The sequence below is a fragment of the Klebsiella sp. F11 genome (genome assembly GCF_056712265.1).
The window spans coordinates 1,420,645-1,447,103 of the sequence record NZ_CM160060.1; the positions used below are offsets into that span (position 1 = coordinate 1,420,645).

Annotated in this window: 19 protein-coding genes; 15 read left to right on the forward strand and 4 right to left on the reverse strand. The window is 60.7% G+C overall.

Annotated features, from left to right (window positions below; translation table 11 throughout):
• Positions 1 to 107 precede the first annotated feature (107 nt).
• From AC1M2H_RS07105 to AC1M2H_RS07155, 11 genes are all read left to right on the forward strand, one after another.
• Positions 108 to 5,063: an alpha-2-macroglobulin family protein gene (locus AC1M2H_RS07105; RefSeq protein WP_480150828.1), complete on the forward strand. Its 4,956-nt coding sequence runs from the start codon at positions 108 to 110 to the stop codon at positions 5,061 to 5,063.
• Positions 5,064 to 7,388, forward strand: a complete 2,325-nt coding sequence (pbpC, locus tag AC1M2H_RS07110; RefSeq protein ID WP_480150829.1) for a peptidoglycan glycosyltransferase PbpC — start codon at positions 5,064 to 5,066, stop codon at positions 7,386 to 7,388.
• Between the two features lie 160 nt (positions 7,389 to 7,548).
• Complete coding sequence (gene ndk, locus AC1M2H_RS07115) at positions 7,549 to 7,980, forward strand: nucleoside-diphosphate kinase (protein ID WP_041146713.1); 432 nt, start codon at positions 7,549 to 7,551, stop codon at positions 7,978 to 7,980.
• Positions 7,981 to 8,271: 291 nt separating this feature from the next.
• Positions 8,272 to 9,438 carry a dual-specificity RNA methyltransferase RlmN gene (gene rlmN / locus AC1M2H_RS07120; RefSeq protein WP_480150830.1) on the forward strand — a complete coding sequence of 389 codons (1,167 nt, stop codon included), beginning with the start codon at positions 8,272 to 8,274 and terminating at the stop codon, positions 9,436 to 9,438.
• 272 nt (positions 9,439 to 9,710) lie between these two features.
• A complete protein-coding gene (gene rodZ / locus AC1M2H_RS07125; protein ID WP_480150831.1) occupies positions 9,711 to 10,700 on the forward strand; it encodes a cytoskeleton protein RodZ in 990 nt (329 codons plus the stop codon).
• Positions 10,701 to 10,726: 26 nt separating this feature from the next.
• A complete protein-coding gene (ispG, locus tag AC1M2H_RS07130; RefSeq protein WP_045856306.1) occupies positions 10,727 to 11,848 on the forward strand; it encodes a flavodoxin-dependent (E)-4-hydroxy-3-methylbut-2-enyl-diphosphate synthase in 1,122 nt (373 codons plus the stop codon).
• A 91-nt stretch (positions 11,849 to 11,939) separates the two neighbouring features.
• On the forward strand, positions 11,940 to 13,214 hold the full coding sequence (hisS, locus tag AC1M2H_RS07135) for a histidine--tRNA ligase (RefSeq protein ID WP_426812000.1): 1,275 nt from the start codon (positions 11,940 to 11,942) through the stop codon (positions 13,212 to 13,214).
• Between the two features lie 34 nt (positions 13,215 to 13,248).
• A complete protein-coding gene (locus AC1M2H_RS07140) occupies positions 13,249 to 13,869 on the forward strand; it encodes a YfgM family protein (RefSeq protein ID WP_480150832.1) in 621 nt (206 codons plus the stop codon).
• Between the two features lie 10 nt (positions 13,870 to 13,879).
• The gene (gene bamB / locus AC1M2H_RS07145; protein WP_464415211.1) at positions 13,880 to 15,058 is read left to right on the forward strand and encodes an outer membrane protein assembly factor BamB; all 1,179 of its coding nucleotides are present in this window, start codon (positions 13,880 to 13,882) and stop codon (positions 15,056 to 15,058) included.
• 114 nt (positions 15,059 to 15,172) lie between these two features.
• The gene (der, locus tag AC1M2H_RS07150; RefSeq protein ID WP_480150833.1) at positions 15,173 to 16,651 is read left to right on the forward strand and encodes a ribosome biogenesis GTPase Der; all 1,479 of its coding nucleotides are present in this window, start codon (positions 15,173 to 15,175) and stop codon (positions 16,649 to 16,651) included.
• A 175-nt stretch (positions 16,652 to 16,826) separates the two neighbouring features.
• Complete coding sequence (locus AC1M2H_RS07155; RefSeq protein ID WP_480150834.1) at positions 16,827 to 17,051, forward strand: zinc ribbon domain-containing protein; 225 nt, start codon at positions 16,827 to 16,829, stop codon at positions 17,049 to 17,051.
• On the opposite strand, the gene xseA is transcribed toward AC1M2H_RS07155, so the two are convergent.
• Entirely contained in the window at positions 17,052 to 18,422 is a 1,371-nt protein-coding gene (xseA, locus tag AC1M2H_RS07160) for an exodeoxyribonuclease VII large subunit (RefSeq protein ID WP_480150835.1), read from the reverse strand.
• Positions 18,423 to 18,580: 158 nt separating this feature from the next.
• Between xseA and guaB the strand changes: the two genes are divergently transcribed.
• Both guaB and guaA read left to right on the forward strand, forming a co-directional pair.
• Positions 18,581 to 20,047 carry an IMP dehydrogenase gene (gene guaB / locus AC1M2H_RS07165; protein ID WP_480150836.1) on the forward strand — a complete coding sequence of 489 codons (1,467 nt, stop codon included), beginning with the start codon at positions 18,581 to 18,583 and terminating at the stop codon, positions 20,045 to 20,047.
• Positions 20,048 to 20,112: 65 nt separating this feature from the next.
• Positions 20,113 to 21,690 carry a glutamine-hydrolyzing GMP synthase gene (gene guaA, locus AC1M2H_RS07170; RefSeq protein WP_480150837.1) on the forward strand — a complete coding sequence of 526 codons (1,578 nt, stop codon included), beginning with the start codon at positions 20,113 to 20,115 and terminating at the stop codon, positions 21,688 to 21,690.
• A 95-nt stretch (positions 21,691 to 21,785) separates the two neighbouring features.
• On the opposite strand, the gene AC1M2H_RS07175 is transcribed toward guaA, so the two are convergent.
• The gene (locus AC1M2H_RS07175; RefSeq protein WP_480150838.1) at positions 21,786 to 22,172 is read right to left on the reverse strand and encodes a DUF6157 family protein; all 387 of its coding nucleotides are present in this window, start codon (positions 22,170 to 22,172) and stop codon (positions 21,786 to 21,788) included.
• 168 nt (positions 22,173 to 22,340) lie between these two features.
• Complete coding sequence (locus tag AC1M2H_RS07180; protein WP_480150839.1) at positions 22,341 to 23,312, reverse strand: AraC family transcriptional regulator; 972 nt, start codon at positions 23,310 to 23,312, stop codon at positions 22,341 to 22,343.
• A 97-nt stretch (positions 23,313 to 23,409) separates the two neighbouring features.
• Here AC1M2H_RS07180 and AC1M2H_RS07185 point away from each other — a divergent pair, with 97 nt between their 5' ends.
• Together AC1M2H_RS07185 and AC1M2H_RS07190 are read left to right on the forward strand one after the other, a co-directional pair.
• Entirely contained in the window at positions 23,410 to 24,168 is a 759-nt protein-coding gene (locus AC1M2H_RS07185; protein ID WP_480150840.1) for an SDR family oxidoreductase, read from the forward strand.
• 529 nt (positions 24,169 to 24,697) lie between these two features.
• Positions 24,698 to 24,874 (forward strand): hypothetical protein, encoded by a 177-nt coding sequence (locus tag AC1M2H_RS07190; RefSeq protein WP_480150841.1) that lies wholly within the window; start codon positions 24,698 to 24,700, stop codon positions 24,872 to 24,874.
• 74 nt (positions 24,875 to 24,948) lie between these two features.
• Here AC1M2H_RS07190 and AC1M2H_RS07195 read toward each other — a convergent pair whose 3' ends face one another.
• Entirely contained in the window at positions 24,949 to 26,412 is a 1,464-nt protein-coding gene (locus AC1M2H_RS07195; protein ID WP_480150842.1) for a YncE family protein, read from the reverse strand.
• Positions 26,413 to 26,459: the final 47 nt, after the last annotated feature.

Genomic DNA, 26,459 nt, shown 5'->3' on the forward strand with positions numbered 1-26,459 from the left:
AAAATCGATAGTCTGATTCTATTATGGCGGCTGGGCGTTTTTCCGCCCTTAGCGTATAATAATGCGTTTACTGTCTGCATCAGGCCGTTGGGCCAAGGGGTTAAAGGATGAAACCATTTCGTTTAGCGACGCTATCTCTGGCGCTGCTTACCGCGCTTTCGCTTGCCGGCTGCGACGACGGCGGCAAAACTCAGACCGCTGCGCCAGCCGCATCTTCTGCCGCGGATAATCAGGGCGTAGCGAAGCCGGACGCCGCCCAGCTTGCTAAGCTGGCGGAGAAGAGCAAAGGCAAGGCGCTGACGCTGCTTGACGCCTCGGAAGTCCAGCTGGACGGGGCGGCGACGCTGGTCCTGACCTTCTCCGTTCCGCTGCAGCCGGATCAGGACTTCTCCCGCAGCGTGCACCTCGTCGATAAAAAAAGTGGGAAGGTCGATGGCGCCTGGGAGCTGGCGCCGAACCTGAAAGAGCTGCGCCTGCGCCACCTTGAGCCGAAGCGCGACCTGATTGTCTCCGTTGACCCGACGCTGAGCGCCCTGAATACCGCGACCTTCGGCACCTCTTTTGAAAAAACCATCACCACCCGCGACGTTGCCCCCAGCATCGGCTTTGCCAGCCGGGGCTCGCTGCTGCCGGGCAAAGTGGTGGCCGGGCTGCCGGTGATGGCCCTTAATGTTGATAACGTCGACGTTAACTTCTTTCGCATCAAGCCCGAATCGCTGTCCGCCTTCGTCAGCCAGTGGGAGTACCGGAATTCGTTAAGCAACTGGGAGTCCGACGAGCTGCTGAAAATGGCCGACCTGGTCTACAGCGGACGCTTCGACCTCAACCCGGCGCGCAATACGCGGGAAAAGCTGCTGCTGCCGCTGGCGGATATCAAACCCCTGCAGCAGCCGGGCGTCTACGTGGCGGTAATGAACCAGGCGGGCCATTACAGCTACAGCAACGCCGCGACGCTGTTTACCCTCAGCGATATCGGCGTCTCGGCGCATCGCTACCATAACCGGCTGGACGTCTTTACCCAAAGCCTCGAAAACGGCGCGGCGCAGTCCGGTATCGAGGTTCAGCTGCTCAACGCCCAAGGGCAGACGCTGGCGCAGGCCAAAAGCGACGATCGGGGACACGTGACGCTGCAAACCGATAAAGAAGCCGCGCTGCTGCTGGCGCGCAAAGAGGGGCAAACCACCCTGCTGGATCTCAAACTGCCAGCGCTGGATCTGGCGGAGTTCGCCATATCCGGGGCTCCCGGGTTTAGCAAGCAGTTCTTTATGTTTGGCCCTCGCGATCTCTATCGCCCGGGGGAGACGGTGATCCTCAACGCGCTGCTGCGCGACGGCGACGGCAGGCCGCTGGCCGATCAGCCGGTGAAGCTTGAAGTGGTTCAGCCGGACGGCCAGGTGATCCGCTCTCAGGTGAGTCAGCCGGTGAACGGCCTGTACCAGTTTACCTGGCCGCTCGACGCCGGCGCGCCGACCGGCATGTGGCATATCCGCGCCAGCACCGGCGACAATCAGCCGCGCGAATGGGACTTCCACGTCGAAGATTTCATGCCCGAGCGGATGGCGCTGAACCTGAGCGCGCAGAAGGCCGCCGTGGCGCCGGATGCCGACGTGACCTTTGCCGTCGCCGGGGCCTATTTATACGGCGCGCCCGCCAGCGGCAACCAGCTGCAGGGGAAACTGTTCCTGCGCCCGCTGCGCGATGCGGTCGCCGCGCTGCCGGGCTTCCAGTTCGGCGACATTGCCGAGGAGAACCTCTCCCGCAGCCTCGATGAAGTACAGATGACGCTGGACGAAAAAGGCCACGGGGAAGTGACCACCGCCAGCCAGTGGCAGGATAGCCATTCGCCGCTGCAGGTGATTTTGCAGGCCAGCCTGCTGGAGTCCGGCGGTCGTCCGGTGACCCGCACCGTGCAGCAGGCTATCTGGCCTGCCGATGCCCTGCCGGGCATCCGTCCTGAATTCACCCTCAAAGACGTCTACGACTACCGCACCGACAGTACGGTGAAGCAGCCGGTGGTGGATGAAAACAGCACCGCCGGGTTTGAGATTGTCTACGCCGATGCCGCCGGAGACAAAAAAGCGGTCTCCGGGCTGCAGGTGCGCCTCATTCGCGAGCGCCGCGACTACTACTGGAACTGGTCGGATAGCGAAGGCTGGCAGTCGCAGTTCGATCAGAAAGATCTGCAGGAGGGCGAAGAGTCGCTGGATCTGCAGGCCGGACAAACGGCGAAGGTCAGCTTCCCGGTGGAGTGGGGTTCCTATCGTCTGGAGGTGAAGGATCCGGACGGCGCGGTCAGCAGCGTGCGCTTCTGGGCCGGCTACAGCTGGCAGGATAATAGCGACGGCGCGGGGGCCGCGCGTCCGGACCGGGTGACCATGAAGCTGGATAAACCGGCCTACAAACCCGGTGATACCATCAAGCTGCATATCGCCGCGCCGGCGGCAGGTAAAGGCTATGCGCTGGTCGAGTCCAGCGAAGGCCCGCTGTGGTGGCAGGAAATTGACGTTCCGGCCGCGGGGATGGATCTCTCCATTCCGGTCGATAAAGCCTGGAACCGCCATGACCTCTACCTCAGCACGCTGGTGATTCGCCCCGGCGACAAATCGCGCTCCGCGACGCCGAAGCGAGCGGTGGGGCTGCTGCATCTGCCGCTCGGCGATGAAAACCGCCGCCTGACCCTGGCGCTGGATGCGCCGGAAAAAATGCGTCCCAACCGGCCGCTGATGGTCAAAGTGAAGGCCAGCGTCAAAGAGGGCGAGACGCCGAAGCAGGTGAATGTCCTGCTCTCGGCCGTTGATAGCGGGGTGCTGAACATTACCGACTACGCGACGCCGGATCCGTGGAACGCCTTTTTTGGCCAGAAGCGCTACGGGGCGGATATTTACGATATCTACGGCCAGGTGATTGAGGGCCAGGGGCGGCTGGCGAGCCTGCGCTTCGGCGGCGACGGCGACGGCGACGAGCTCAAGCGCGGCGGCAAGCCGCCGGTTAACCACGTGACGATCGTTGCCCAACAGGCCCTGCCGGTAACGCTCGATGACAACGGCGAAGGAACCGTGACCCTGCCGATCGGTGATTTTAACGGCGAGCTGCGGGTGATGGCCCAGGCGTGGAGCGATGATGATTTTGGCAGCGCTGAAGACAAAGTGGTGGTCGCCGCGCCGGTTATTGCCGAGCTGAATACGCCGCGCTTCCTCGCCAGCGGCGATACAACGCGCCTGGCGCTGGATCTCAGCAACCTCACCGACAGGCCGCAAACCCTGAACGTTGCGCTCAGCGCCGGCGGCCTGCTGCAGCTTGCGCAGCCGGCAATCGCGCCGGTTGAGCTGGCGCCGGGTGCCCGTCGCACCCTGTTTGTGCCGGTGAGCGCCAAAGAGGGGTTTGGCGACGGCCAGCTCAGCGCGACCATCAACGGCCTGAACCTGCCGGGTGAGACCTTCGCCCCGCTGCAAAAGCAGTGGAAAATTGGCGTCCGTCCGGCCTTCCCGGCGCAGACGGTCAACGTTGGCGCGGTGCTGCAGCCCGGCGAAAGCTGGCAGGCTCCGGCGGAGCAAACCCTCGGCTTCTCGCCGGCGACCCTGCAGGGGCAGCTGGTGTTCAGCGGCAAGCCGCCGCTCAATCTGGCCCGCTATATTCGTGACCTGAAGGCCTACCCGTATGGCTGCCTGGAGCAGACCACCAGCGGGCTGTTCCCGTCGCTCTACACCAGCGCGGCGCAGCTAAAAACCTTAGGGATCGCCGGCGACAGCGATGAAAAACGCCGCGCGGCGGTGGATCTCGGCATCGCGCGCCTGCTGCAGATGCAGCGCGACGACGGCGGCTTTGCGCTATGGGATAAAAACGGGCCGGAGGAGTACTGGCTGAGCGCCTACGCGATGGACTTCCTGGTGCGGGCGGGCGAGCAGGGCTACAGCGTGCCGGCCAACTCTATCAATAACGGTAATCAGCGCCTGCTGCGTTATCTGCAGGAGCCGGGGCTGATGACCGTGCGCTACAGCGATGACGCGGCGGCCAGCCGCTTTGCCGCCCAGGCCTATGCCGCTCTGGTGCTGGCTCGTCAGCAAAAAGCGCCGCTTGGCGCGCTGCGCGAAATCTGGACCCGCCACGACCAGGCGCGCTCCGGCCTGCCGCTGCTGCAGCTCGGCATTGCGCTGAAAGCGATGGGCGACGTGCCGCGCGGCGAGCAGGCGCTGAAGCTGGCGATGAGCACGCCGCGTCAGGACCGGGAGCGCTGGCTGGGCGATTACGGCAGCGATCTGCGCGATGATGCGCTGAAGCTGGCGCTACTGGAGGAGAATAAGCTGCTGCCGGAGGCGCAAAACGCGCTGCTGAGCACGCTGGCCGATGAAGCCTACGGCCAGCGCTGGCTCTCCACGCAGGAGACCAACGCGCTGTTCCTTGCCGGCCGCACGCTGCAGGATTTACCCGGCAGCTGGCAGGCGCAAACCTCCTTACAGGCGCAGCCGCTGGCGGCGGATAAAGCGCAGACCCGCAACCTGACCGGCGACCAGCTGGCGGCGCTGCAGGTCAGCAATACCGGCAGCCAGCCGCTCTGGCTGCGCCTCGACAGCAGCGGCTATCCGCTTAGCGCCCCGCAGCCTTCAGGCAACGTGCTGGGTATTGAACGGCAGGTCTTCGATACGCGCGGGCAGCAAAAATCGTTGAGCTCGCTGCGCAGCGGCGAGCTGGTGCTGGTGAAGCTGGAAGTTACCGCTACGCGCAACGTGCCGGATGCGCTGGTCGTCGATCTGCTGCCGGCGGGGCTTGAGCTGGAAAACCAGAACCTGGCGAACAGCAGCGCCAGCCTGCAGGAGAACGGCGAGGCGGTGCAGAACCTGCTCAACCAAATGCAGCAGGCGGATATTCAGCATATCGAATTCCGCGACGATCGCTTTGTCGCTGCGGTGGCGGTAAACGAAGGGCAGCCGGTGACCCTGGTCTACCTGGCGCGGGCGGTGACGCCCGGGAGCTATCAGGTGCCGCAGCCGCAGGTGGAATCGATGTACGTTCCGCAGTGGCGGGCAACCGGTACGGCCAGCGGCCCGCTGATCGTCGCCCCGTAAATGCGGCGGCTGGTGAAGATCAGGCGCCGCTGGCGATGGCTGGCGGCGACGCCGCTCCTGCTGTGGCTGGCGCTGCTGGCGGCGGATCGCCTGTGGCCGCTACCGCTACGCGAGGTGGCTCCGGCCCGGGTGGTGGTGGCGCAGGACGGTACGCCGCTGTGGCGCTTTGCGGATAAGCAGGGCGTCTGGCGTTATCCGGTGACCCTCAATGACGTGTCGCCGCGCTATCTGCAGGCCCTGATCCAGTATGAAGACCGCTGGTTCTGGGAGCATCCCGGCGTTAACCCGCTGGCGATTGCCCGCGCGGCCTGGCAGGATCTTACCTCCGGGCGCGTTATCTCCGGGGGCAGCACCCTGACCATGCAGGTTGCGCGCCTGCTCGACCCGCATCCCCGAACCTTCGGCGGCAAGCTGCGCCAGCTGTGGCGCGCGCTGCAGCTGGAGTGGCATTTATCGAAAAGCGAGATCCTGACCCTTTACCTCAACCGCGCGCCGTTTGGCGGCACGCTGCAGGGGATCGGCGCCGCCAGCTGGGCTTATCTCGGGAAACCGCCGGCCCGGCTCAGCTACGGCGAAGCGGCCCTGCTGGCGGTGCTGCCGCAGGCGCCGAGCCGTCTGCGTCCGGATCGCTGGCCGCAGCGGGCCCAGGCGGCGCGCGATAAAGTGCTGGCGCGCATGCAGGCCCAGGGCGTGTGGTCGGAGACGACGGTGCGCGAGGCCACGGAAGAGCCGGTATGGCTGTTCCCCCGGCAGATGCCGCAGCTGGCGCCGCTGTTTTCCCGGCGGATGCTGGCGGGCAGCCGCGATGACAAGGTGGTGACGACCCTCGATGCCGGGCTGCAGCGCCAGTTGGAGGATTTAGCCCTCAACTGGAAATCGCGCCTGCCGCCGCGCAGCTCGCTGGCGATTATCGTTGTCGATCATACCGATATGCGCGTGCGGGGCTGGGTCGGCTCGGCGGATATTAGCGACGACAGCCGCTTTGGGCACATCGATATGGTGTCGGCGATCCGTTCCCCAGGCTCCGTACTGAAGCCGTTTGTCTACGGCATGGCGCTGGACGAGGGGCTGATTCATCCGGCCTCTCTACTGCAGGACGTCCCGCGGCGGTTTAGCGACTACCGGCCGGGTAACTTTGACAGCGGCTTTCATGGCCCGGTGAGCGCCGGCGACGCGCTGGTGCGCTCTCTGAACCTGCCGGCGGTGCAGGTGCTGGAAGCCTACGGGCCAAAACGGTTTGCCGCCACGCTGCGCAACGCCGGCCTGCCGCTGATGCTGCCGGCGGGCGCCGAGCCCAATCTGTCGCTGATCCTTGGCGGCGCCGGGGCCCGGCTGGCGGATATCGTGGCGGCGTACAGCGCGTTTGCCCGTCACGGCAGGGCGGCCCGGCTGCGGATGACGCCGGACGCGCCGCTGGTGGAGCGGCCGCTGCTGTCGCCGGGGGCGGCGTGGATCGTGCGGCGCATCCTGGCCGGTGAATCCCAGCCGGTGCCTGACGACTCGCTGGTTCAGGTGGTGCCGCTGGCGTGGAAAACCGGCACCAGCTACGGCTATCGCGACGCCTGGGCGATCGGCGTTAACGCCCGCTATCTCATCGGCATCTGGACCGGGCGGCCTGACGGTACGCCGGTGGTCGGGCAGTTTGGCTTCGCCAGCGCGGTACCGCTACTCAACCAGGTCAACAATATGCTGCTGGCGCGGCCGACGGCGGGGCGCGACGGGCTGCCCGCCGATCCGCGCCCGCCGTCAGTGAGGGCGGCCACTATCTGCTGGCCCGGCGGGCAGAACCTGCCGCCGGGAGACGCCAACTGCCGCCGTCGGCTGGCCACCTGGCTGCTCGACGATAGCCAGCCGCCGACGCTGCTGCTGCCGGGTCAGGAGGGCGTACGCGGTATCCGTTTCCCGGTATGGGTAGATAAGCACGGGCTGCGGGTGGCGGCCGATTGTCCGGGGGCGGTGGAGAAAAGCATCGACGTCTGGCCGCTGCCGCTGGAGCCGTGGCTGCCGGCGAACGAGCGCCGGCGGGCGAGGCTGGGGCCGGCATCGGCGGAGTGTCCGCCGTCGTCAGGCGCAGATGCCGCGCCGCTGGTGCTTTCCGGCATCCGCGATGGCGCGGTCATTAAGCGTTTGCCCGGCGCGGCGCGGGTGGTGGTGCCGCTGCAGACCACCGGCGGAGAAGGGAGACGCTGGTGGTTTCTCAACGGCGAGCCGCTGGCGGCGGCGGGGGCCGGCGCCAGCCTGACGCTGGAGCGGCTGGATAGCTATCAGCTGGTGGTGATGGATGAGGCGGGGCAGGTTGCGGCGGCGAATTTTACTCTACAATAAAGTCGGGGCGACAAGGCCCTGCTTTTTGTGTTGCCAAAGCTCGCGTTATTTTAACAAAATGTTACCTTCATCCATAGGCAGCGCCTGAGTTGCTCATTATAATGCGCGCCAGGCCATACGATCGTATGCCCAACAACATAAAATTTTATTAGAGGTAATCATGGCTATTGAACGTACTTTTTCCATCATTAAACCAAACGCGGTGGCAAAAAACGTTATTGGCGGCATCTTTTCTCGCTTCGAAGCTGCAGGGTTCAAAATCGTTGGCACCAAAATGCTGCACCTGACCGTTGAGCAGGCTCGTGGCTTCTACGCCGAGCACGAAGGTCGCCCGTTCTTTGACGGTCTGGTTGAGTTCATGACCTCCGGCCCGATCGTGGTCTCCGTTCTGGAAAGCGAAAATGCCGTGCAGCGTCACCGTGACCTGCTGGGCGCCACTAACCCGGACAACGCGCTGGCCGGCACTCTGCGCGCCGACTACGCTGACAGCTTCACCGAGAACGGCACCCACGGTTCCGACTCCGTTGAATCTGCGGCCCGCGAAATCGCGTTCTTCTTCGCCGAAGGCGAGGTTTGCCCGCGCACCCGCTAATCCTCGTCGTCTTTTCGACCGTCGCGGCGTTGGCTGCGCGCGTTCACCCCGGTCACATAGCTATCTATGCTCCCGGGGATTTACTTGCTTGCCGCCTTGCGACAATCGAAAAGCCATAGAGGGTGAAGTACGCAGCAACAGATTTTTTCATCATTGCCGCGTGCAAACGTGGTATTGATACACCAGACTTTGTACAATGCAGCGCCCCTGGACGAGCACTCGTTCATTGGGGCGCTTCTTTTTTCAACCCTCCTGGGGCCATAACGTGTAACAACGAGGCCGGAATAGATTATGTCTGAACATATTGTCACGCCTGATAACGCCGCTCTGACGGTGCCGAACAAAGATGCCAAAATTAACCTGCTGGATCTGAACCGTCAGCAGATGCGCGAGTTTTTCAAAAACATGGGCGAGAAGCCCTTCCGCGCCGATCAGGTGATGAAATGGATGTATCACTACTGTAGCGATGACTTTGATGATATGACCGATATCAACAAGGTGCTGCGCAATAAGCTGAAGGAAGTCGCGGAAATCCGCGCGCCGGAAGTCGTCGAGGAGCAGCGCTCCAGCGATGGCACCATCAAATGGGCGATTGCCGTCGGCGATCAGCGCGTTGAAACGGTGTATATCCCGGAGGACGATCGCGCGACGCTGTGCGTCTCCTCTCAGGTTGGCTGTGCGCTAGAGTGTAAATTCTGCTCGACGGCGCAGCAGGGCTTTAACCGCAACCTGCGGGTATCCGAAATTATCGGCCAGGTTTGGCGCGCGGCGAAAATCGTCGGCGCGGCAAAAATTACCGGCCAGCGTCCGATCACCAACGTGGTGATGATGGGAATGGGCGAGCCGCTGCTGAACCTGACCAACGTCGTACCGGCGATGGAGATCATGCTCGATGACTTCGGTTTTGGTCTCTCCAAGCGTCGCGTAACGCTCTCCACCTCCGGCGTTGTTCCGGCGCTGGACAAGCTCGGCGATATGATTGACGTCGCGCTGGCTATCTCTCTGCATGCGCCGAACGATACGATCCGCGATGAGATCGTGCCGATCAACAAAAAGTACAACATCGAGACCTTCCTGAACTCGGTGCGCGGATATATCTCCAAGTCCAACGCCAACCAGGGCCGGGTAACGATCGAATACGTGATGCTCGATCACGTCAATGACGGCACCGAGCATGCGCACGAACTGGCGGAGCTGCTGAAGAATACGCCGTGCAAGATCAACCTGATCCCATGGAACCCGTTCCCGGGCGCGCCGTATGGCCGCAGCTCCAACAGCCGCATCGACCGTTTCTCCAAGGTGCTGATGGATTACGGCTTCACCACCATCGTGCGTAAAACGCGCGGCGACGATATCGATGCCGCCTGCGGACAGCTTGCCGGTGACGTTATCGACCGTACCAAACGTACGCTGCGCAAGCGTATGCAGGGCGAAGCGATTGACGTGAAAGCGATCTGATAAATGTGCAGCGCGCAATATTTCACGCGCGCTGCACGGTAATGTTTACCCGGCGGGTGAACCAGGCCGCTTCGGCCAATAATTACGGTGCGTTTTTATCGACTTTGAGGCAGTATGTAGCGGCACAACAACCGCTTAGCATTCAATATTAATAAGTATCTGTGATAGTTCGCCATACGGACTTATACTGTTGGTTTGACGTTTAGCAGATGTTTCGCGGCGCGGGTTTTACCGGCGCTGACCTTTAAATTTCACGTACCAGTAGTTGTCGAATGAATACTGAAGCCACTCAAGATCATCAAGAAGCAAACACTACGGGCACGCGTCTGCGCAATGCCCGTGAACAACTCGGACTCAGCCAGCAAGCGGTGGCTGAGCGCTTATGCCTGAAGGTTTCCACGGTTCGTGATATCGAAGACGATAAGGCGCCCGCCGACCTCGCTTCAACCTTCCTGCGCGGTTACATCCGCTCCTACGCGCGTCTGGTGCATATCCCGGAAGAAGAGCTGCTGCCGATGATGGCAAAACAGGCGCCTATCCGCGCGGCGAAAGTTGCGCCGATGCAGAGCTTCTCTTTGGGCAAACGCCGTAAAAAACGCGACGGCTGGCTGATGAGCTTCACCTGGCTGGTGCTGTTTGTGGTGATTGGCCTGAGCGGCGCCTGGTGGTGGCAAGACCATAAGGCGCAGCAGGAAGAGATTACCACGATGGCCGACCAGTCCAGCGCTGAGCTGAACGCGGGCGACAGCGGCAGCCAGAACATTCCCTTAGATAATGGCGCCGATAGCCCGGCGCCGGATGCCGACAACAGCGTGGCGAACAGCGCGCCTGTGGATACCTCCACCGCGCCGGCTCCGGCCCCGGCGGCGCCGGCACCAACCGCGGCGAATAATAACGCCGTCGTTGCCCCGTCTCAGGCGCAGGTCGATACCGCAGCAGGCGCTGCGGCTCCGGCCTCTCCGCTGCCAACCGATCAGGCGAACGTGACCGCCGCCGCTGCGGCTCAGGACCTGGTGCTGAACTTCTCTGCCGACTGCTGGCTGGAAGTTAGCGATGCAACCGGTAAGAAGCTGTTCAGCGGTTTGCAACGCAAAGGCGGCAACCTGAATTTAAGCGGCCAGGCGCCTTATAAGCTGAAAATCGGCGCGCCGGCTGCGGTACAGATTCAGTATCTGGGTAAACCAGTCGATTTGAGTCGTTTTATCAGAACTAACCAGGTTGCGCGTCTGACCCTTAATGCCGAAACATCACCGGCGCAGTAACAGACGGGTGACACGGGAGATTTTTCATGCATAACCAGGCTCCGATTCAACGTAGAAAATCGAAACGAATTTACGTTGGGAATGTGCCGATTGGCGATGGCGCCCCCATCGCCGTCCAGTCGATGACCAATACGCGCACCACCGATGTGGCCGCGACCGTAAATCAAATCAAAGCGCTAGAGCGCGTTGGCGCGGACATCGTCCGCGTCTCGGTTCCGACGATGGATGCGGCGGAAGCGTTCAGGCTTATCAAACAGCAGGTCAACGTACCGCTGGTCGCCGATATCCACTTTGACTACCGTATCGCCCTGAAGGTGGCGGAGTATGGGGTGGATTGTCTGCGCATCAACCCGGGCAACATCGGCAACGAAGAGCGCATTCGCACGGTGGTTGACTGCGCCCGTGATAAAAATATTCCTATCCGCATCGGCGTCAACGCCGGTTCGCTGGAAAAAGATCTGCAGGAAAAGTACGGCGAGCCGACGCCGCAGGCGCTGCTGGAATCCGCCATGCGCCACGTCGATCATCTCGATCGTCTGAACTTCGACCAGTTCAAGGTCAGCGTCAAGGCGTCGGATGTTTTCCTCGCGGTGGAATCCTATCGCCTGCTGGCGAAGCAGATCGATCAGCCCCTGCATCTTGGGATCACCGAAGCCGGCGGCGCCCGTAGCGGCGCGGTAAAATCGGCGATCGGCCTCGGCCTGCTGCTTAACGAAGGGATCGGCGACACGCTACGCGTTTCGCTGGCGGCGGATCCGGTTGAAGAGATCAAGGTGGGGTTCGATATCCTGAAGTCCCTGCGTATTCGCGCCCGCGGAATTAACTTCATCGCCTGTCCCACCTGTTCGCGTCAGGAGTTTGACGTGATCGGCACCGTTAACGCGCTGGAGCAGCGGCTGGAAGACATTATTACGCCGATGGATATTTCGATCATCGGCTGCGTGGTGAACGGCCCGGGCGAAGCGCTGGTTTCGACGCTCGGCGTCACCGGCGGCAATAAGAAGAGCGGCCTGTACGAAGACGGCGTGCGTAGAGACCGGCTGGATAACGACGATATGATCGCTCAGCTTGAGGCGCGTATCCGTGCGAAAGCTTCGATGCTCGATGAAGCGCGCCGTATTGACGTCCAGCAGGTTGAAGAGAAATAATCCGGGGCAGCGTAAGACTTCCCGTGTATGATTGGACCCGCGGGCGCAACGCGCCGGGGTTCATTTTTGTATATATATAAAGAGAATAAACGTGGCAAAGAACATTCAAGCCATCCGTGGCATGAACGATTATCTGCCGGGCGAGACCGCTCTCTGGCAGCGCATTGAAGGCTCACTGAAACAGGTGCTCGGCAGCTACGGTTACAGCGAAATTCGGTTGCCGATTGTAGAGCAGACCCCGTTATTCAAACGCGCGATCGGCGAAGTGACCGACGTGGTTGAAAAAGAGATGTACACCTTCGAGGACCGCAATGGCGACAGCCTGACCCTGCGTCCGGAAGGGACTGCGGGCTGCGTACGTGCCGGCATCGAGCATGGTCTTCTGTACAATCAGGAACAGCGTCTGTGGTACGTCGGGCCGATGTTCCGCCATGAGCGCCCGCAAAAGGGCCGCTATCGCCAGTTCCATCAAATCGGGGTTGAAGTCTTTGGTCTGCAGGGACCGGATATCGACGCCGAGCTGATTATGCTTACCGCCCGCTGGTGGCGCGAGCTGGGGATCTCTGGGCACGTTGCGCTGGAGCTGAACTCCATCGGTTCGCTGGAAGCGCGTGCCAGCTATCGCGACGCGCTGGTCGCTTATCTTGAGCAGTTTAAAGATAAGCTCGACGAAGACTGCAAACGCCGCATGTATACCAACCCGCTGCGCGTTCTGGACTCTAAGAACCCGGAAGTGCAGGCGTTGCTGAACGACGCGCCGGCGCTGGGCGACTACCTGGATGAAGAGTCCAAACAGCATTTTGCCGGACTGTGCGCGCTGCTGGACGCCGCGGGCATCGCCTATACCGTTAACCAGCGCCTGGTGCGCGGGCTCGATTACTATAACCGCACCGTGTTTGAGTGGGTAACCACCAGCCTCGGCTCGCAGGGAACCGTCTGCGCAGGCGGCCGCTATGACGGTCTGGTCGAGCAGCTGGGCGGGCGGGCGACGCCGGGAGTCGGTTTTGCGATGGGGCTGGAACGTCTTGTTTTACTGGTCCAGGCCGTTAATCCGGAATTTAAAGCCGATCCTGTTGTCGATATATACCTGGTGGCCTCCGGAACCGATACCCAGTCCGCAGCGATGCGTCTGGCTGAGCGGGTTCGCGATGAGCTGCCCGGCGTTAAGCTGATGACCAACCACGGCGGCGGCAACTTTAAGAAGCAGTTCGGCCGTGCTGACAAGTGGGGCGCTCGCATCGCTCTTGTGGTCGGTGAATCAGAAATTGCTGACGGAAACGTGGTAGTGAAGGATTTACGCTCAGGTGAGCAAACTACCGTAACGCAGGATAGCGTTGCCGCGCATTTGCGCACACTTCTGGGTTAATCTCCCGGGAATCATTAGTCAGGAGAAGGACTGCGTGGAAACGTATAACAACGAAAACGATCAGATCGACGCGCTCAAGCGTTTCTTTGCCGAAAATGGCAAAGCGCTGGCCGTTGGGGTGATTTTAGGGATTGGCGCGCTGGTTGGCTGGCGCTACTGGAGCGCTCACCAGCAGGATACGGCCAGAGACGCCTCTTTAGCCTACGAAAACGCCATTTCCGCGCTTAAATCGGACAAGCCTGAAGCGCTGAATTCGGCGCAAAAGTTCGCCGCTGACAGCAAAAATGCCTACGGGGCGTTTGCTTCTCTGGAGCTGGCGCAGCGCTTTGTTGAGAAAAACGATCTGCAGAACGCTGAAAAGCAGCTCCAGCAGGGCTTAGCCGCCGCGCCGGATGACAATCTGAAGTCGGTTATCAATATGCGTCTTGCTCGCGTGCAGCTGCAGCTGAAAAATCCTGACGCGGCGCTGAAAACCCTTGAGGGGATTAAAGGCGAAGGCTGGACCGCGATTGTTGCCGATCTCCGCGGTGAGATTCTGCTGGATAAAGGCGACAAGCAGGGCGCTCGCGCGGCGTGGGAAGCGGGCGTGAAAAGCGATGCTTCACCGGCGCTCAGCGAAATGATGCGTATGAAAATAAATAATTTGTCCATCTGAGAGGGACTCGATGCAATTGCGTAAATTACTTTTGCCAGGGCTGCTTTCCGTTACCTTATTGAGCGGTTGTTCGCTGTTTAATAGCGAAGAAGATGTGGTGAAAATGTCGCCGCTGCCGACGGTGGAAAATCAGTTTACGCCGTCCACGTCCTGGAGCACCTCTGTTGGCGATGGTATCGGCGAATTTTACTCTAACCTCCATCCGGCCTTTGCCGACGGCGTCGTCTACGCCGCCGACCGTAAAGGCACCGTTAAGGCGCTGAGCGCCGACGACGGGAAAGAGGTGTGGTCGGTGAATCTGGCCGAGAAAGACGGCTGGTTCTCCCGCGCGCCTGCGCTGCTCTCCGGCGGCGTCACCGTCTCCGGCGGCCACGTCTATATCGGCAGCGAAAAAGCGCAGCTGTTTGCCCTGAATACCAGCGACGGTACCGTGGCATGGCAGACCCGCGTAGCGGGTGAAGCGATTTCTCGTCCGGTCGTCAGCGACGGCATGGTGCTGGTTCACACCAGCAACGGCCAGCTGCAGGCGCTGAACGAAGCCGATGGTGCGGTGAAGTGGACCGTTAACCTGGATATGCCGGCGCTCTCTCTGCGCGGTGAATCCGCCCCGGCGACCGCCTACGGCGCGGCTATCGTTGGCGGCGACAACGGTCGCGTTAGCGCGGTACTGATGCAGCAGGGCCAAATCATCTGGCAGCAGCGCATCTCTCAGGCCACCGGGCCAACGGAAATCGACCGTCTGAACGACGTTGATACCACGCCGGTTATCGTCAACGGCGTGGTGTATACCCTGGCCTACAACGGCAACCTGACCGCGCTGGATCTGCGCAGCGGTCAGATCATGTGGAAACGCGAGCTCGGCTCGGTGAACGACTTCATCGTTGACGGCAATCGTATCTACCTGGTCGATCAGAACGATCGCCTGCTGGCTCTGACCACCGAAGGCGGCGTGACGCTGTGGACGCAGAGCGATTTGCTGCACCGCCTGCTGACCGCTCCGGTGTTGTATAATGGTAATCTGGTTGTTGGCGATAGCGAAGGCTATATGCACTGGGTGAACCCGGAAGATGGGCACTTTGTCGCTCAGCAGAAGGTCGACAGCTCCGGCTTCCGTACTGACCCGATCGTCGCCGACGGTCGCCTGCTTATTCAGGCAACGGACGGCACGCTGTACTCGATTACGCGCTAAGTTACGCGGTAGTCAGGATTGAGAAACGGCCCCTGGTATACAGGGGCCGTTTTCCTGTTTTTAAAAGCGTCGTGAAAAACGGCGCTGCATAGTAATTTGTATGAGGCATTTAACATGATACCTGTGGTCGCGCTTGTCGGGCGCCCTAACGTTGGAAAATCCACGCTCTTCAACCGCTTGACTCGCACTCGTGATGCGCTGGTCGCGGATTTTCCGGGGCTGACTCGTGACCGTAAGTACGGTCGTGCTGAAGTTGAAGGCCGTGAATTTATCTGTATCGATACCGGCGGTATCGATGGCACGGAAGACGGCGTTGAAACGCGCATGGCTGAACAGTCGCTGCTGGCGATTGAAGAAGCGGACGTGGTGCTGTTTATGGTCGACGCGCGCGCGGGCCTGATGCCTGCGGATAGCGCAATCGCTAAGCACCTCCGTTCTCGTGAAAAGCCGATTTTCCTGGTGGCGAACAAAACCGACGGCATCGATGCCGATCAGGCCATTGCCGACTTCTGGACGCTGGGCCTCGGTGATATCCACCCGATCGCCGCCTCGCACGGCCGCGGCGTGACCAGCCTGCTGGAGCACGTGCTGCTGCCGTGGGCGGAAGAGATCGACCCGTCGGAAGAAGTCGACGAAGATGCCGCCTACTGGGCGCAGTTTGAAGCCGAGCAGAACGGCGAAGCGCCGGAAGAGCCGGTGGATGACTTTAATCCGCAGGATCTGCCGATTAAGCTGGCCATCGTTGGTCGTCCGAACGTCGGTAAGTCAACGCTGACCAACCGCATTCTCGGCGAAGATCGCGTCGTGGTTTACGACATGCCGGGCACCACCCGCGATAGCATTTACATTCCGATGCAGCGCGACGAGCGCGAATACGTGCTGATTGATACCGCGGGCGTACGTAAGCGCGGTAAAATTACCGATGTGGTGGAAAAGTTCTCGGTTATCAAAACGCTGCAGGCGATCGAAGACGCCAACGTGGTGCTGCTGGTTATCGATGCGCGGGAAGGTATTTCCGATCAGGATCTCTCCCTGCTGGGCTTTATCCTCAACAGCGGCCGCTCGCTGGTGATTGTCATCAACAAGTGGGACGGCCTGAGCCAGGAAGTCAAAGAGCAGGTGAAAGAGACCCTCGACTTCCGTCTGGGCTTTATCGATTTCGCCCGCGTGCACTTTATCTCCGCGCTGCACGGCAGCGGCGTCGGCAACCTGTTTGAATCGGTACGCGAAGCCTATGACAGCGCGACCCGTCGCGTGGGCACGGCGATGCTGACACGTATTATGACCATGGCGGCGGAAGACCATCAGCCGCCGCTGGTACGCGGCCGTCGCGTGAAGCTGAAATATGCCCACGCCGGTGGCTATAACCCGCCGATCGTGGTGATCCACGGCAACCAGGTCAAAGACCTGCCGGATTCCTACAAACGCTATCTGATGAACTACTTCCGCAAATCGCTGGAAGTTATGGGTACGCCGATCCGTATCCAGTTCAAAGAGGGCGAGAACCCGTTTGCCAACAAACGCAATACCCTAACGCCGAACCAGATGCGTAAGCGTAAACGTTTGATTAAGCACATCAAGAAAAGCAAATAAAACATAAACCCGCCGCTGGCGGGTTTTTTATATCTGCCAGCCCGCGCGCCGCACGGGGTGATTCCGGATAAAGGCATTCATGCACTCGCGGCGCTGCTGCAGCAGCAATTGCGCGGTCCGCACTGAACGGCGGTCGTGGTAAACTGGGCAGACGAAAACTGCGTAAGGAATTACCATGGAACTTGCCTGCCCCCTTTGCCACACGCCGCTGGAGCTGCAGGGCGGCCGCGCGCGCTGCGGCCGCTGTGAACAAGACTTTGCCGTAGAAGCGCGTTGTCCCGAATGTCACCGGCCGCTGGAGGTTTTAAAAGCCTGCGGGGCGATCGACTATTTTTGCCAGCACGGGCACGGGTTGATTTCGAAGAAGCGCGTTGAGTTCGCGCTGCCTGACCAGGAGTAGCTATTTATTCTTCGCGCGCGCTTTTTTAACGGGCGTGATGGTTTTCACTTCGCTTTCGACCCAGCCGTCATTTAAGCGGGTGGTCAGCAGATCGCCCGCCTTCACCTGCCTGGTTTGTTTCAGGACGCTTCCGTCGCTGGCGGAGGTGACGCTATAGCCGCGGGCGAGGGTCGCCAGCGGGCTGACGGCTTCCAGATGGGTCACCGTGTTGCCGAAACGCTCGCGCTGTTCGCTCAGGCGCGCGCGAATGCTCTCGGCGAGACGATACTCCAGCTGCTGGATACGCGACTGGCTGCGGTGAATACGCGGCTGCGGATTGTGCGCGCTCAGGCGCTGCAGGGCGCGCTGCTGGCGCTGATCGGCGCGCTTCATCTGCGTATCGAGGGCCAGACGCATCCGCTGGCGCAGCCGCTCAAGCGCCGTCTGTTGACGCGCCAGACGCAGCTGCGGATGCTGCTGCTGCAAACGGTGGAAAAGCTGGGTAAACCGGCGATGGCGGTTCGCGAGGAAATAGTCCATCGCCATTTCCAGACGCTGCTGCCCGGAGCGCAGCTGGCGCAGCAGCTCCTGCTGATTGCGGCTGACGATCTCGGCCGCCGCAGAGGGCGTCGGCGCCCGCAGGTCGGCGACAAAATCGGCAATCGTCACGTCGGTTTCATGGCCGACGGCGCTAACCACCGGAATGCGGCTGGCAAAAATCGCCCGCACCACCCGCTCATCGTTAAAGCTCCATAAATCTTCCAGCGAACCGCCGCCGCGGCCGACGATCAGCACGTCGCACTCCTGGCGCAGGTTGGCTAATTCTATGGCGCGAACGATCTGTCCCGGCGCGTCATCACCCTGCACCGCCGTCGGATAAATAATCACCGGCAGAGAGGGATCCCGGCGTTTGAGGACCTGCAAAATATCGTGCAGCGCGGCGCCGGTTTTAGAGGTAATCACCCCCACGCAGCGGGCCGGGGAGGGGAGCGCCTGCTTGTGCTGCTGGTCGAACAGGCCTTCTGCCGCCAGCTGCGCTTTCAGCTGTTCGTACTTCTGCTGCAGCAGCCCTTCACCGGCGGGCTGCATGCTCTCGACGATGATCTGATAGTCGCCGCGCGGCTCATACAGCGTGATATTGGCGCGCACCAGCACCTGCTGCCCGTGCTGCGGACGAAAGGTGACGCGGCGGTTGCTGTTGCGGAACATCGCACAGCGCACCTGGGCATTATCGTCTTTGAGGGTGAAGTACCAGTGGCCGGAAGAGGGCTGGCTGAAATTAGAGATTTCGCCGCTGATCCAGACCTGGCCCATTTCCTGTTCCAGCAGCAGGCGGACCGTCTGGTTCAGGCGGCTGACCGTAAAAATTGCGGGGGATTGAGATGGCAACATGTGAGCAAGATCAAACTTTAAATCAGCAGGTTAATCAGTCGATAGTAACCTGCCGCGGGGCGATAGCAAGTATTATTTGCAAAAAAGGGTAGATGCAATCGGTTACGCTCTGTATAATGCCACGGCAATATTTATCCACCCTGGTCGAGATATTGCCCATGCTACGTATCGCTAAAGAAGCTCTGACGTTTGACGACGTTCTCCTCGTTCCCGCTCACTCTACCGTTCTGCCGAATACCGCCGATCTCAGCACCCAGCTGACGAAAACCATTCGTCTGAATATTCCAATGCTCTCCGCAGCGATGGATACCGTAACGGAAGCGCGTCTGGCAATTGCCCTCGCACAGGAAGGCGGCATCGGCTTTATTCATAAAAACATGTCCATCGAGCGCCAGGCGGAAGAAGTTCGCCGCGTGAAGAAGCATGAATCCGGCGTGGTGTCTGACCCGCAGACCGTTCTGCCAACCACCACCCTGCGCGAAGTGAAAGAGTTAACCGAACGCAACGGCTTTGCCGGCTATCCGGTAGTCACCGAAGGTAACGAGCTGGTCGGGATTATCACCGGCCGCGACGTGCGTTTCGTCACCGACTTAAACCAGGCCGTGAGCGTTTATATGACGCCGAAAGAGCGTCTGGTGACCGTGCGCGAAGGCGAAAGCCGCGAAGTCGTATTTGCTAAAATGCACGAGAAGCGCGTTGAGAAAGCGCTGGTAGTGGACGAGAGCTTCCACCTGATCGGCATGATCACCGTTAAAGATTTCCAGAAAGCGGAACGTAAGCCGAACGCCTGTAAAGATGAGCACGGTCGCCTGCGCGTAGGCGCGGCGGTTGGCGCCGGCGCCGGTAACGAAGAGCGCGTTGATGCGCTGGTTGCCGCAGGCGTTGACGTTCTGCTGATCGACTCCTCCCACGGCCACTCTGAAGGCGTGCTGCAGCGCATTCGCGAAACGCGGGCAAAATACCCGAACCTGCAAATCATCGGTGGCAACGTGGCGACCGGCGCCGGCGCGCGCGCGCTGGCTGAAGCCGGCGTGAGCGCGGTGAAGGTCGGGATCGGCCCTGGCTCTATCTGCACCACGCGTATCGTCACCGGCGTAGGCGTTCCGCAGATTACCGCCGTTTCCGATGCGGTTGAAGCGCTGGAAGGCACCGGGATCCCGGTTATCGCCGACGGCGGCATCCGCTTCTCCGGCGATATCGCTAAAGCGATTGCCGCGGGCGCTGCGGCGGTAATGGTGGGCTCGATGCTGGCGGGTACCGAAGAGTCCCCGGGCGAAATTGAGCTTTACCAGGGCCGTTCATACAAATCCTACCGCGGTATGGGCTCCCTGGGCGCGATGTCCAAAGGCTCCTCCGACCGCTACTTCCAGAGCGATAACGCCGCCGACAAGCTGGTACCGGAAGGTATCGAAGGTCGCGTAGCCTATAAAGGCCGCCTGAAAGAGATCATTCACCAGCAGATGGGCGGCCTGCGTTCCTGTATGGGCCTGACCGGCTGTGGTACCATCGACACCCTGCGCACCAAAGCGGAATTCGTGCGTATCAGCGGCGCGGGCATCCAGGAAAGCCACGTTCACGACGTGACGATCACCAAGGAATCCCCGAACTACCGCATGGGCTCCTGATTTTCATCGCCCGGCCATGCGCCGGGCGATTTTATTTAATTGCTACTGCTCTGGAATAAACGTCAATGACGGACAACATTCATAAACATCGCATTCTTATCCTCGACTTTGGTTCTCAGTACACTCAGCTGGTTGCGCGTCGCGTACGTGAATTAGGCGTTTACTGCGAACTGTGGGCCTGGGACGTGACTGAAGCTCAGATCCGTGAATTCAACCCCAGCGGCATCATTCTTTCCGGCGGCCCGGAAAGCACCACTGAAGACAACAGCCCGCGCGCGCCGGAATACGTTTTCGAAGCCGGCGTGCCGGTATTCGGCGTCTGCTACGGCATGCAGACCATGGCAATGCAGCTGGGCGGCCACGTTGAGGCCTCCAGCGAGCGCGAGTTCGGCTACGCGCAGGTTGAAGTACAAACCGACAGCGCGCTGATCCGCGGCATCGAAGATTCCCTGAGCGCCGACGGCAAAGCGCTGCTCGACGTCTGGATGAGCCACGGCGATAAAGTCACCGCCATCCCGTCTGACTTCGTGACCGTTGCCAGCACCGAGACCTGCCCGTTCGCCATTATGGCGAATGAAGAAAAACGCTTCTACGGCGTGCAGTTCCACCCGGAGGTGACCCACACCCGTCAGGGCCTGCGCATGCTGGAGCGCTTCGTGCGCGATATCTGCCAGTGTGAAGCGCTGTGGACGCCGGCTAAGATTATTGATGATGCCATTGAGCGCATTCGTCAGCAGGTTGGCGACGACAAAGTGATCCTCGGCCTGTCCGGCGGCGTCGACTCTTCCGTTACCGCCATGCTGCTGCACCGGGCGATCGGCAAAAACCTGACCTGCGTGTTCGTTGATAACGGCCTGCTGCGCCTGAACGAAGCCGAGCAGGTGATGGATATGTTCGGCGACCGCTTTGGCCTGAACATTGTTCACGTTGCCGCGGAAGATCGCTTCCTCGGCGAGCTGGCCGGTGAGAACGACCCGGAAGCGAAACGTAAAATTATCGGCCGCGTATTCGTTGAGCTGTTCGACGAAGAAGCGCTGAAGCTGGAAGACGTTAAGTGGCTGGCGCAGGGGACGATCTACCCTGACGTGATCGAATCGGCGGCCTCTGCTACCGGTAAAGCGCACGTTATCAAATCTCACCACAACGTCGGCGGCCTGCCGAAAGAGATGAAGATGGGCCTCGTTGAGCCGCTGAAAGAGCTGTTCAAAGACGAAGTGCGTAAAATCGGCCTCGAGCTGGGTCTGCCGTACGATATGCTGTACCGTCACCCGTTCCCGGGTCCGGGCCTCGGCGTACGCGTGCTGGGCGAAGTGAAGAAAGAGTACTGCGACCTGCTGCGTCGCGCGGACGCGATCTTCATCGAAGAGCTGCATAAAGCCGACCTGTATAACAAAGTCAGCCAGGCGTTCACCGTGTTCCTGCCGGTTCGTTCCGTCGGCGTGATGGGCGACGGCCGCAAATACGACTGGGTTGTTTCCCTGCGTGCGGTAGAAACCATCGACTTTATGACCGCCCACTGGGCGCACCTGCCGTACGACTTCCTCGGCCGCGTCTCCAACCGCATCATCAACGAAGTGAACGGTATTTCCCGCGTAGTCTATGACATCAGCGGTAAGCCGCCGGCGACGATTGAGTGGGAATGATTTAACGCCCGGCAACCGCCTGCACGTTAGATCCATAACATCTCTAAGCCCGCGTAACTGCGGGCTTTTTTGTTTTTGTGTCCGGCCTTTTCCGGCTATCCCTTCCGCGCGCTACGCATTCCCGGGCGTTTCTCAACGTCCGGATCGGCCAGCAGCCGCGCGTAGGCTTCGCTCTCTACCGCGACCAGCGTGACCCGGCCCTCCCGGTTGTGATGCAGACCATAGCCGTATTTCTTCACCAGGGGAGAAGCGCGCAGGCAGGCCTGCGGCCTGGCGAAGAACGCTTCCGCCGTCACCGGGCCTTTGCGATCGTTCTCGACCGCGAGAAGCAGCTCATCTGACGTCATGGCGTATGGCTCGGCTGAAAGCCTGGCGAACTGCCGTTCGGCGATCGTGCCCTCTTTCGTCGGCGGCGTGGCCGTCGTCGCCGGACAATCATCCGCCACGGTAATCAGCGTATTCCGGTAATTGGTGCTGTGCATGGTCATATCTCGCTTAATCTGTTAGCCCAATTTATCGTCGGAGATTCGTTGGCTCCAAATCTGCTGCGTCCCTGAAGTATAGAAAATCCCCCTCCGGCGGCAAATCCGGGCTCCGCGGGCTGTGGAATATGGGCTAGCGGTCGGGAAATGGCGTGCAACAGGCCGGAGTTAGCTGAACGGCCGATCGCCGAGCGGATCGGGGTTATCCTGCTCCCCATCCTGCAAAAGCGCAGACGGCGGCGGAGCTACAGAGCGCGCATATCGGGCAGGAGGCATACCGACATATCGGGTGAACGCGATGCTAAAGCTGCTCGCCGACCGATAACCCACCTGAACGGCCAGCCGATCGATACTCAGTTTCCGGCCCCGCAACAGCTGCTTCGCCAGCGCCATGCGCCAGGCCAGTAAATATTCCATCGGCGGCAGGCCGACGATGCGGCTGAATCTGGCAAAGAAGGCCGAGCGGGAGAGGGCGGCTTTGGTGGCCAGCTCGGCAACCGTCCAGGAGTATTCAGGTTGAGTATGCATACAACGCAGCGCGATCGCGAGACGCTCGTCAGCCAGGCCGCGTCCCAGGCCTGGAACGGATGTGGTCTCCGTGCCGGATCGCAAGACCTCGATCAGTAGTACCTCAAGAAGTCGCTCCAGCACGAGCTCTTTTGCCGATCGCCGCTCTCGCGTTTCTTCGTCAATCAGCTGTATCAGCGTGGTCAGCCGGGGGCGATCGCGTACCACCACCACGTCCGGCAGCAGCGAGACCAGCAGCGCCGCATCCGACGCGGCGAAGCTGCAGTGGCCGATAAGCATGCGCAGATCGGCAGAACCCTGCTGGCGGCCAACGCGAAAATGTCCCTCGTTGATCCGCACGGGCGAAGTGAAGGGCATATCGTCCGGCGCATCGAGGCTGTCGTTGACCAGATCCTGCATTGCCGGGGCGAGAATAAAGTCGCCCGCACGGAGGATGAATGGTTGGTTCCCGGCGAAGGTGACGCGGCAGCTGCCTGCAAGAATCACGCAATAGAGGGGTTCGCCTGTCGCCTCACGATGGATCCGCCACGAGCCGGCGCACTCCACCAGCTTGGAAAAACGGGCGGCAGGCTGCAGCAGCGTAACGATCTGGGCAAGCGGATCGGGAGTCATGATCGAGACTCTCTCTAAAGTAATGACGACTGTAAGCTATATTACGTCCAATTTTTGGCGACTACTATAAGAGCGTCAACGTTTAATGGAGATGCTTATGCCTACGATATTGATTACCGGTTGTTCATCCGGCTTCGGTCTGGAAACCGCAAAGCTGTTCCTTGCCAGGGGTTGGGAGGTGATTGCAACGATGCGTACGCCGTCCGAAGAGGTGCTCCCGTCCTCTGAACGGCTGCGGGTGCTGGCGTTGGATATCACCGATCCGACCAGTATCGCGCAGGCGCTGGCGGCGGCGGGACCCGTCGACGTCCTGGTCAACAATGCCGGTTTCGGCGCGCCGGCGCCGGTTGAGCTTACCGCTGCGGAAACCGTCCATGCCCTGTTTCAGACCAACACCATTGGTACGTTGGCAATGGTTCAGGCCTTCGTGCCGCAAATGCGCCAGCGCCGGGCCGGCGTGGTCATTAACGTGACGTCTACGGTAACGGTCAAAGCATTGCCGATCGTCGGGATTTACCGGGCAAGCAAGGCGGCCGTCAATGCCTTCACCGAGTCTCTGGCGGTGGAGATGGCGCCCTTCGGCGTTCGCGTACATATCGTTTTGCCCGGCCGTTCGCCTGAAACCCGCTTCGGCGACAATGCCCGTCCCCACGTGCGCGGCATGGAGGAGCCAGACTACGCCCCGATGCTGCAGCAGTTTATCAAAAGCGTCCTGGAGGACCCGGGCCCGGTGACTCATGCCGGCGATGTGGCAGAGGCGGTCTGGCGAGCGGCGACCGACGCCTCTGCGCCGCTGCTTATTCCCGCTGGCGCCGATGCCGAACTTTGGATGGCTGAAGCCGGCCGCCAGGCGTAATCGCACATTTTTCAACCATGAGGGCAGATGCCGCTTTCCTGCCGCGCTGACCTTCAGGCGAAAAGCATTCCGCTGCGGTTACGGCGGATAATTCGACGAAATATCGATAAGCCCGCATGCGAACGGCACCTTACTCAACGGGTGCCGTTCGCATGCGGGTTTTTTATTGTGGGCAGGCCGGGAGACGGCCGTTGCCTTTCGCCGGAAAGCGGGTATTGGGGTCAATTGATAAAAAAGCTGCGCGAGCGGGAATAAAATTCAACGCCCGTACGTCTGCATGATGACGGCTCGCTGCGGGCCTTTCTCTGACCTCTTCAGGAGTGGACCATGTTAAGAACCAAATAGCTTGTCCCTGCTACTCTCTAAGATCCCATTCTCGATGACTCGCCGCCGCCGCGCTACAGCCTCAGCCTGCGCAACGTTCGCCACGCAGGCTGCTGCCCGGCGGCAGCGGGCCGGTGGCGCAGTTTATGTACCAGGACCGCAGCGGCAGACCCTGTATGTCTCCGATGAAAGGACCGCACACCGCATGGAGCCGCAGGGGAACACGGCTTTTCAGTTTGCCCGGCAGGGAAATATCAGCGTGTTTTACTGGATCGATCGCGGTTTTGGCTATGCGCTATCCGCGGAGGAAGACAAAGCGGAGCTGGCGCGGGTATCGAACGAGGTATGGCGGCAGTTAACGGATGCGCGCAGAGTGAAATAGCCGGCGCTGCTTGCGGCGATAAAAAAGCCAGATTCACACCGTGAATCTGGCTAACGGTGCGGACGGGGAAAGTATTAGCGCACCTGGACCTGGACCTGTACCGGTTTGCCGTGCTGCCCAGCGGTGCCTTTCACTATCACCAGGTAGCGGCGTTCATCGGCGTGGCGGCTATCAACCACCTGGCGGATAGGGCCAACGGCGTTGACGATTGCCGCCCCGGCCGGGTTAGTCATAAACTGCGCCAGCGGTTCCAGCTGGCCTTTACCTGCCGCATCCGGCGAGAGCGCCAGCAGATAGGCCTGCTTCGGTTCGAGGCCGGTGGCCGACGCCTGCAGGATCTGGGTTAGCCCCTGATCGAACAGCGACAGCGTCGTTGCCGGCTGTGCTCCTACGGCGGCATTTACGTTTTTCAGCGCCAAATGCGCGGCTTTGCCGGCGAGGCCGAGAGGAACCAGATTCTGCTTGCCGTCGCCCTGCGGTACGGCATTGGGCACATACACCACCGCCTGCGGCGCCTGGCCGATAGGAACGGTGGCAATGACTTTATTCGTCAGCGTATCAATGGCGGTCAGCGCATCGGCGTTTTCCAGGCCGACATAGACGCGGCTACCGTCGCCTGATGGCCAGACGCCGTGCGGCAGGTTGCCCACCGCAATGGTGGCGACCTGGCTGAAGTCATCGGTACGGTACACGTTCACCTTATTCAGACCGCCGATGGTGACGTAGGCGAAGGTCCCTTTGGCGTTATGCACAATGTTGACGTGGTTGGTAATCGGGCCGCTGTCGATCGTTTTGAGCAGGCTAAACGGCGGATGCGCATCGAACACCTGCACTTTGCCAACGTCTTTTAAGGTGAACCATACCTGCTTGCCGTCCGGGGTTGCCGCAATATTCGGGCAGAACGGGCTGGCCTGTTGAATGCTGCCGACAATTTTATGCTGCTTAACATCCACCACCACGATTTGTGGGTTGAAAGAGGAGCAGACATAGCCGTACTGGCCATCCGAGGAGAAAATCTGCATCCCCGGGCCGCCGGGGACCTTAATCCGCGTTTTCTCTTCGCCGCTGGCGCCGTCCAGCACGGCAACGTAATCTTCACCGCGCACGGTCACCCAGATTTCTTTGCCGTCCGGGGTAAAGAAGGCCTCGTGTGGCGAACGCCCGACGTAGGTCACGTGCTTCACCGCGTTGGTTGCGGTATCAATCAGGCTGACGGAGTTCGAGCCAATGGAGACCACGGCAAGCGTCTTGCCATCCGGAGAGAAGCCTAAACCATGCACCAGCACCTGACCTTTGTACAGCGGGCTGAGGTTGGCGGGCTGCGCATCGCCTAGTTTAATCACCCCGAGCAGGGTGTTGCTGGCCGGATCGGTGACCGATACGGTATTGGAGAACTGTTCTGCGGCATAAACGCGGTCGCGATGGCTCACGCCGATATCTGCCGCAGAGGCCGCATAGGGCGCTTGCCCTGCCGAGGCGAATGAGGACGCCAGCGCCACCGTTGCCGCCAGCGCCGAGCGTACGAATGTTCTTGTCATAATGGGTATCCCTTTAACTGTCGAGTATTATCGTGACCACTCAAGGT